At 51.5% G+C, this 5254-nt stretch carries 2 protein-coding genes; both read left to right on the forward strand.

The genetic code is table 11. The annotated features are described in order from the left end of the window. The first annotated feature begins 908 nt into the window (after positions 1 to 908). Positions 909 to 1319, forward strand: a complete 411-nt coding sequence (locus tag ACK59H_RS22600) for a metallophosphoesterase (protein ID WP_409264949.1) — start codon at positions 909 to 911, stop codon at positions 1317 to 1319. A gap of 557 nt (positions 1320 to 1876) precedes the next feature. After that, positions 1877 to 4030 (forward strand): AAA family ATPase, encoded by a 2154-nt coding sequence (locus tag ACK59H_RS22605; protein ID WP_060477691.1) that lies wholly within the window; start codon positions 1877 to 1879, stop codon positions 4028 to 4030. The last annotated feature ends 1224 nt before the right edge of the window (positions 4031 to 5254 follow it).

Below are 5254 nucleotides of genomic sequence, written 5' to 3' on the forward strand. Positions count from 1 at the left end.
ATATTAGTAGGAAATAATAGGTGGGTTTGTTAGCGCTGGGAGTTACATTCTTAGAGTCTTTTCCGGTATTCGCTTAGAGATGCCTATGCCGATCGAAGATCCGCTGCGGAGCTCTTAATCAGCACATTGAACTCCAAGGCCGAGCTCCGGGGGCGAATTTTTACATTGAGAGTTAGCGATATTTTTCCATGAAAGCCAAAATTTTTTGGCAGTTGTCCTGAATTTCTTACTGATGCAGTGTCTTGTACGTGAGGTAATGATACACTTGACTATTCGCATAGCTCGTCTATGCCTATTGAGGGGGAACCCTTTATGCGAGGTGTAGAATGAGCGAAGAAGCTTCGATTGATGCCAAAAATCTACGGAAAGAAGTTGAGGATTTTTTGAACGGGTACCAACCTAGTGAGGAGGATCGTGCAACGATGAATGGCTGCTGTTGGCTTTCGAGAAACATGACTCGAGAGTGCTTCAATGGACTAAGCCCCAATATGTGTAGCCAAGCGGCTGCAAACTGCGGCTGTAGAGCTGAGTATGTTCCGAATTGTGTCTGTCCATAATGGGTTTGTGTTTTATTCCTAGTAATATTCAAGGCTCTCGCGATTTGCGATGAGAGCCTTGAATTTATAACCATTTGATTGCATGTTTAAGCGCAAGTATAAAACGCGTTTTGCTCGAGTGTTAGAGCTGCCTGACAATACCGTGGATTTCGGGTGCCAGCCCGTCGATATTGTTGCAGAGAGCGGAGTCGACAGGCTCGTCCGGCCTCCTTTTGTCGTGAGCGGCAGCGGTGTATGGATCAGGCTCGCATTCCCAGAGGCCGTTGTCATCAGTGGTTATTTGCTGCACAGCTACTGGAGGCAAATCACCGAAAAAATCGAGTCGATCACACCGTGCTGATATAGGAATACATGGGGAAACGAGTGATTTGGTTTCTGGGCGACGTACATGGGCGTTTCGATCATGTGATCAGGCTGGTGAAGCTCCATCGCCCCGAGGCAGTGGTCTTCCTGGGTGACCTCGAATGCAGCTTACCCCTGGACATTATCCTGCGCTCGATCCTAGAGCAGACAGAGATCTGGTTCATCCACGGCAACCACGACAGCGACAAATCGTCGTACTGGCATAACCTCCATGCTTGCGGCCTCACGGAGCGCAGTCTGCATGGCCGGGTAGTAGAGATTGCTGGACATCGTATAGCGGGGCTGGGTGGCACCTTCGAGTCGCAAGTCTGGCTATCAGGCAGCCCGGAACCGGCATCCAGAATTACGCAGACTACCTCGACCGCCTGGCGCTCAGACCTCAGCACGAAGACATCCTAGCGACGAAGAAGCAGCACGCGGTTTCTGCAATCTACCCGGACGACTACTTCTCTCTCGCGATGGAGAGGGCGGACATTTTGGTTTGTCACGAGGCTCCGAGCTGCCACCCGCACGGCTTTTCAGAGATCGATGAGCTCGCCCAGGCAATGGGCGCAAAAATGGTCGTGCATGGACATCACCATGACTCTCTCAACTACAGGTCTGAATGGCCAAAGCTGGGGTTCGAGGCTCATGGCGTGGCGTTCAGATCCATCATGGCCATCGACGGGTCGGTCATCAGTTAAGGCTTGGTGTCTGCGCGAAGAGCCGCTTGGTCATGGCCATCGACGTTTCGGGCTCGAAGAGGCCGGCTTGCTCCTCTTAAGTTTGTGAGGCGTCCGTCCAAAGGCTTGATACGGCCAAGAGTACAAATGTACTCATTTGGGGGATTGCTTACTACCGAGCTAAGCGGGGAGTGCGGGCAGCCCTTTCGTTGCCACAATAGTGCTATCAACATCAGCAGATAGCCCCATATCATTGATCCAAACCAGATCGGCCGGTTGCCAAGGACTGCCCTCATGCTGCTAAACGTATCGTTGTGTGATGTCTCCAGCTACTCCCCAGTCGCTCCAGTGGTGCTTGGGCCACTGAAGAAGATAAACCTCATCTACGGCCAAAATGGGGCGGGGAAGTCAACGATCGGTAACTATCTGCAGACCTTGGATCATCCGTCATTCGGACGCTGCAGCATTTCAGAGCAAGCCGTTGAGCCTGATATCTGCGTTTACAACCAAGCCTTCATCGAGAAGAATTTTCATGGGGGTAGTCAGCCAGGTGTATTCACTCTCAACGAAGACAACGTTGAGGCTGAGAAATTGCTCAGGGAGGCTGAGGCCGCGATTCAAGCATTGGAAGCCGACTGCCAAGCAGAAATGACGGTAGGGAAGGAGTCCAGAGCCGCTCAAGAGGCCTTGGAGCAATCCTTTAAGGACGGTATTTGGGCCCTGCGTAAGCAGGTAGAGTCGACGGCGCTAGCCTACTGTCTGCAGGGCGTCCACACCAAGGATCGCATGCTTGATAAGGTCACTAGTCTGGCGTTTTCGGAGACCCCAGACACCTTTGAGTTACTAGCAAATGAAGCGAATGAGCTGGTCAAGGCTAATGACCAGCCCATCCCCTCCATTCAGAGCGTTTCCTTCTGGGCGAAGGTGGTCGAGCAAGATTCACTGCTCCAGGAGCAGATCGTCGCTTCTGACGAGTCCTACCTCTCAGCCCTGATCCTTGCCCTGGGTAACTCCGACTGGGTGAAGCAATCTTTCGGCTACCTCGAATTAAATGCCGAGCAATGCCCGCTCTGCCAGCAAAACCTGCCCAAAAATTTCTACGACGACATCAAAAAGGTGTTCGACAAGACCTATGAGGAACGGCTCGGCCGGCTGCAAAAGCTACGGTCGCAGTACAGTTCCGGAATGGAAACGCTGGTTGCCCAAATTGACAACGCAGACTACCCCACTCCAAAACTGGCTCAGCTGACTGCCGACCTCAAAGCGCTACTGATCGATAACCTCTCCTTGATCGATAAGAAGGTTTCGAATCCTTCTATCGTGGTCACGCTCTCCTCAAGCGACGATCTGATCGCAGACATCAATCAGCTGATTGAGGTGGAGCAGGTTCGTATAAAAGCTTTCAACGACAAGCTGCGTGAGAAGAGTAGGCATCTAGTGATGATCACCGAGCGTTTCTGGTACTGCTATCGAGACGCTTGCGATGAGCTGCTGCGAGACACGCTTCCAAAAATTGAGGAGTTCAGAGAGCTTCGCAACAAGAAACGTGAAAGCGTGCAAGCCATGCGTGACGAAATCATCGAGCTTCGAAGGAAAAAAGCAGAGTACACATCCCAAACCACCAACATTGATCAGGCTGTCGAGAACATCAACCGTTGGCTCGGGTTACTGGGATTGCAAGGCTTCGAGTTGGTTAAAGAGGAGGGCCCTTTCCCTCAATACCGACTGCAGAGGGCTGGGGCGAAAGAGAAGGTTTTCAACACGCTCAGCGAGGGGGAAAAGACGCTGATCTCGTTCCTCTACTTCCTAGAGGTGTGCAACGGAGAGCTGGATTCCGCGTCGAAGAAGCTCAAGAGCCAACGCATCGTCGTGATCGACGATCCAATTTCCAGCCTGTCCCACAATTACGTCTACGATGTCGCCTCGCTCATCCGCAAGCACGTACTCCTGCCGGCCAATCGCTTCAAGCAGGTCATCGTCATGACCCACAACCTGTTCTTTTACCATGAGCTGATCAAGCTAATAGAGGACGACCGGCGTGACAATGAGATGGCTTTGTTCAAGGTCTCCAAGGCCAATCACAGTATTATCCAGCCCCTTCAGAGGCAGGACATCCGAAATGACTACCATGCCTTCTGGCACACGATGAAGGATGCCCTTGAAGGCAGAGCCTCGTCAGCCCTCATCCCAAACATGATGAGAAACATCCTGGAATATTACTTTGGCTTTGTGCAGCGTAAGGAAAAGCTCTGGAAGGTGATCGATGAACTGTCCGATGCGAACCCTGAATTCCGAGCTCTATATCGCTACATCAACCGCGAATCACACTCTGACCCCGTCAATTTGGGAGAATTTGGGGGCATTGACCCTAGGCAATACCAGGAGCAGTTCAGAAAGATCTTTGTTGCTACAGATTTCGAAGATCACTACAACCTGATGATGGCCTGACGCTGTAGCCTCATCTCATCAGCCTTTGGCACCAGGTTGGGGGCTACTAAAGTCTAAGGCAGATGCTTTGGTGGTGATGGCCAATGGCCTTCTCAACCGCATCTGTCCTTGCTAGTATTGCCTTCGCAGCTACCCCCAAGGATCTCTAGTACCGCCGCGCATTCAACGTGCATTGCTTCGCATACGGAGTGTGAAGGCGCTCAGCAGCCCGCTGAGGACGGATGGAGAAACTGATCATGAGCAATCGTGAGAAGGTAGTGCCTGTAAGGCAATACGAACGTTTCCGCCTGGGTCGTTGGGAGACGGTGTGCAAGCATCGTCGCTCGCTCCCACAGCGGTAACTTCTAAACCCCTAGGGGGTGGCTGCACCCTTTTTTGCACGTATGTTCTGCTTGATTCAACCCACTCCCACGCCTAAATCCTGACGTGCGATAGTTATGGAATGTCTGGCTATGGGTGCGGTCGCATCGCGTGCATCCTGGACACCTCGACAGATTCGATCTCGCGTTGAAGGTCAGACTCGATTTCAGCCATGCGTGACGGCGTGATCCGGATGCCGAGTAGATCAGCAGTTTCCCGTATTCCTCCATCATGGGTCATCAGTTTGCGGACATCGCCTGGGATACGGCGGCGACCATTTTTAGTAGCTCCGCGCAGCAGCTGGCGATATAGATGAGTGGGAGCGCCGATCCGGAGCGTTGTGCCGAATGCGTCGAAGATCACTACTGTAATTGCCATCTGTGTTTTTTTGATCGAACTGCTGGATTTCGTGGATTTTCTAGAGTCCTAGATGCCTTACATGGCCCTCTCAGCGTGAGAGTCGGTAAAAATCTGAGGATTTCTTTGCGAATTTACAGATGACTGTGGGTGAGGATGGAGGGGAACTCCAGGGGAGCCTGCCTTCGCGGTTTGTCAGTGCGCAGAGTAGTGGTGTCTTTGTGACGACGTATGAATAGCCTTCGGGAGCCTAGGTGGATCCACGCGAAATCGATGCTTTACAGGTGTTGAATATTCTGGGCTAAGCTATATGGTATCCCCCCGTTTAATCAAATGTGTCGATTTTTTCTTGAATTACGTCGCTGAAATGGGTGATTAGATTAAATATTAAATTATATATTTTTATCACAGATTTCGGTGTTAGGACGTCTTTTGATCCGTTTATTATCCCATTGTTATGAGTGTAGGCATTCCTAGTTCGCAGCAGGGCTTGACACAGGGCTTCAG

Source organism: Pseudomonas sp. KCJK9000 (assembly GCF_046230725.1).
In the GTDB taxonomy this organism is placed as follows: Bacteria; Pseudomonadota; Gammaproteobacteria; order Pseudomonadales; family Pseudomonadaceae; genus Aquipseudomonas; species Aquipseudomonas promysalinigenes.